The organism is Propionivibrio sp. (assembly GCF_017995515.1).
In the GTDB taxonomy this organism is placed as follows: domain Bacteria; phylum Pseudomonadota; class Gammaproteobacteria; order Burkholderiales; family Rhodocyclaceae; genus Propionivibrio.
This window is the reverse complement of the sequence record NZ_JAGOIT010000091.1, coordinates 1-3,309: the sequence shown is the minus strand read 5'-3', so window position 1 is coordinate 3,309 and position 3,309 is coordinate 1. Positions and strand designations below refer to the sequence as shown.

Sequence of the window (3,309 nt, the reverse complement as noted above, 5' to 3'; positions counted from 1 at the left end):
GGCCGATCCGTTCCGGATCGCCGGTCGGGACTGGCCGGCCATCGTCGAGCGCCTGATCGCGCTGCGCCGCAACGTGCTGAGCTTCTATTCAAAACCGGAGGAGTCGGTCGAACTGTTCCGTACGCGCCACGCGGCGTTGATGCTCGCCAACTACGGCTCGCAGCAGTGGCAGTTGATGCGGGCGACGGGGGCCGACGTCGGCTACGCCATCCCGAAGGAGGGCGCGCTGGCCTGGCTCGACTGCTGGGCGATCACGCGCAACGCGCGCGACAAGCGGCTGGCCGAGGGCTGGATCAACTACATGCTCGAAGCCGGCCCGAGTGAGGTGCTGACGCGTCGCCACGGACTCGATTCGACGACGCGCGCAGCGGCCCACCACCGGGAAAGCGACGCGCTGATCTGGCTGCAACCGGTCGAGGACGTCGAGCGCCGCGGGGAGCTGTGGGCGCGCATCGTTTCAGGCGACCGCCTCGGCAAGGTGCTGGCGCCGTGAAGTTCGGGATCGCCTCCCGCCTGAGTATCCTGCTCGCCGTTGCCGTTACGGTGACGGCCGGCGTGACGGCGTACAGCGCCTACGTCGTCAGTCGCGATCTCCTGGTCGCTTCCGCCGAGGACGAGTTGCTGACGTCCACCAAAGTGCTGTCCCGGCGCATCGCGCTGGCGCGCAACGAAAACGTGCGCGACCTGCATATCCTCTCGCAGCATCCGGCGGCTGGCGCAGCGCTGGAAGCGGAAAATCCGACGGCGCAGGATCAACTGGCCAAGCTCTTCGAACTCGTCATGCAGGCCAGCCCGGCTTACTACCAGGTGCGCCTGATCGCGGCGCACGATCATGGCCTCGAACACGTGCGCGTCGATCGTGACGGCACCGGGCTGGTGCGCGTGACCGGCGACGAACTGCAGGAAAAAGGGCACTACCCCTACGTCTTCGACACCGCGCGGCTCGCGGCCGGCGAGATATACCTCTCGCGTATCACCATCAATCACGAAGTCGGCACCCACTTTGTGCGGGACATGCCCACCATCCAGCTGGCGACGCCGGTGCTCGGCGCGGCCGGGAGCGTGCTTGGCGTCGTCGTCATCAACGTCGATCTGAACGGCGCGTTTGCGCAGCTCGCCGCCGACCTGCCGAAGGACGTCCGGCTCTTTCTCGCCAACGGCGACGGCGATTTCCTCGTGCATCCCGATCCGGCGCAGGCCTTTGCCTTCGACCGCGGCCGGCGCGCGCTCGTCCAGGAGGAGTTTCCGGAGACCCGCGACCTCGTTTTGCGCAAGACCGATCAGGTGTTGTTCGTGGCGCGTGATGGCGCTTATGCGGCGGATCCGGTCGTTGCCGCGTTCATTTCGCGCAAGGTCAACGCTGCGTCGATGGAGAAACACCTCGTTCTCGGACTCACGCAACCGCTGACGACGGTGCTTGAGCGTGTCGATACGCTGGCCGGCGTGACGCTGCGCATCGTACTCGCGCTTAGCTTTGTCTGCATCGTGCTGGCGGCCCTGCTGGCACGTGCCGTGACGCGGCCGATCAATTCCATGACACGTGCCGTCGAGCGCTTCGCCGACGGTGAGCTGGCAACCGGCCTGCCGCTTGACCGCCGGGATGAAATCGGCGTCCTGGCGCGTTGCTTCCATCGCATGTGCAAGCAGATCCAGCAACAGATCGCCGAACTGAACTGCCGGCGCGAGGAAATGGAGAATCTGGCGCGGCACGATCCGCTGACCGGGCTGGCCAACCGGCGACTGCTCGTCGAGCACGCCGAACACGCCTTTGCCTCCGCCCGCCGCGACAATGAACGGCTGGCGGTGCTGTTCATCGATCTCGACCGTTTCAAGCCGATCAACGACAACCTCGGGCACGCGGTCGGCGACCTGCTGCTCAAGGCCGTGGCCGAACGCATCCGCGGCGTGATCCGCGAGTCCGACACGCCGGCACGCATCGGCGGCGACGAGTTTGTCGTGCTGCTCGAAATGATCCAGGACGACGTCGACGCGCAGACCGTCGCCGAAAAGATTCGCGTTGCACTCAACCAGCCGTTCGAAATCGTGGGCCATGGCGAGGAACACCGCATCGCGGTGTCGGCGTGCATCGGCATCGCCTTCTACCCGGAAGACGGTACCGACATGATCGAGCTCTCGCGCCATGCGGACGAGGCCATGTACCGCGCCAAGGAGAGCGGGCGCAACGCGGTGGCCTTCTACAACCTCTCGGGCTGACGGCTATTCGAGGTTGGCGTGCCGCGTGAACATGCCGTCGGAACTCTTCGCGGTGTGTTCCATCAGGCGCAGGATCGTCGTGTCGAGGGAGATCGCGAGGCTCTGCTCAAACAGCGTCCCCATCGGCTGGATCGACGTCCATCCCGAATCGGCGCTCACTTTCGGCGTCGGGCGAGATCGCGCCGAGGGTGCGTTCCAGTTCGCCGAGCACTGCGGCGGTGTGATCACGTGCTTTCATCTGTACAGAAGTCCGTGCATTGTTCGGGCGGCCGCGACCGGGTCGTCGGCGTGGCAGATGCCGCTGCCGACGATGACGACGTCGGCGCCGAGGCGCGTGTAATCGGGCAGCGTCGCCGTGTTGATGCCGCCGGCGACGAAGATCCGCGATGAACGGCTCACCGACTTCATCACGCGCAGATCGTCGAGCGGCGTGCGCCCCGCCGCCTGCTGGTCGACGCCGGTATGCACGGCCAGCGCGCGCACGCCGACGGCTTCGAGCTGCTTGATGCGCGAGGCGATATCCGGTTCGCAGATCATGTCGACGACGATCGTCTTGCCGAATTCAGCGGCCACGGCCAGGCAGCCCTTGACGGTCAGGATGTCGGTGACGCCGAGCACGGTCACGTAGTCGGCGCCTGCCTGCAGCGCCAGTCGCGTCTCGTGCTCGCCGGCGTCCATGATCTTCATGTCGGCGAGGATTTCCTTTTCGGGGAAGCGCCGGCGCAGCTCGCGCACGGCGCCGAGCCCTTCCGCGTACAGGAAGGGCGTGCCGACCTCGATGATGTCGACGTACGTGCGCACATCCTCGACGAGGGCCAGCGCGGCCGCAAGCGTGATGTCGTCGAGCGCGAGTTGTAGTTTCATCGCATGCCTGTGGAGAATCGTATGAGTGGCGGACGAACGATCCCCCGTTCGTGGTGAGCCTGCCCCCCAAGGGGATTTGCTCTGCATTTCCTGCGGTCACCTTCGGGGCATCGAACCATGAACAGACGCCCCGTGTGGACATCGCGCCCTTCGACAGGCTCGGGGCGAGCGGCTGGATAACTGTCAGTCGTTTTCACGATGGTCAATATTGATCCGGCGCGATAATGCTAG

General features: G+C 65.7%; 4 protein-coding genes. 2 read left to right on the top strand and 2 right to left on the bottom strand.

What is annotated here, in order from left to right:
* Both KBA32_RS13525 and KBA32_RS13520 read left to right on the top strand, forming a co-directional pair.
* Nucleotides 1–493 (top strand): extracellular solute-binding protein (locus tag KBA32_RS13525; RefSeq protein ID WP_294359769.1); only part of this gene is annotated, 493 nt, incomplete at its 5' end.
* Complete coding sequence (locus KBA32_RS13520) at nt 490–2,214, top strand: diguanylate cyclase (RefSeq protein ID WP_294359767.1); 1,725 nt, start codon at nt 490–492, stop codon at nt 2,212–2,214. The genes KBA32_RS13525 and KBA32_RS13520, both read left to right, overlap by 4 nt.
* A 3-nt stretch (nt 2,215–2,217) precedes the next feature.
* Here KBA32_RS13520 and KBA32_RS13515 read toward each other — a convergent pair whose 3' ends face one another.
* Nucleotides 2,218–2,442 carry a hypothetical protein gene (locus KBA32_RS13515; RefSeq protein WP_294359765.1) on the bottom strand — a complete coding sequence of 75 codons (225 nt, stop codon included), beginning with the start codon at nt 2,440–2,442 and terminating at the stop codon, nt 2,218–2,220.
* A 6-nt stretch (nt 2,443–2,448) separates the two neighbouring features.
* Nucleotides 2,449–3,078, bottom strand: coding sequence for a 3-hexulose-6-phosphate synthase (gene hxlA, locus KBA32_RS13510; RefSeq protein ID WP_294359763.1), 630 nt, complete (start codon nt 3,076–3,078; stop codon nt 2,449–2,451).
* Nucleotides 3,079–3,309 lie beyond the last annotated feature (231 nt).

Excerpts from the sequence above, each read along its gene's own strand:
- hxlA (WP_294359763.1), bottom strand. The coding sequence starts at position 3,078 with ATGAAACTACAACTCGCGCTCGACGACATCACGCTTGCGGCCGCGCTG.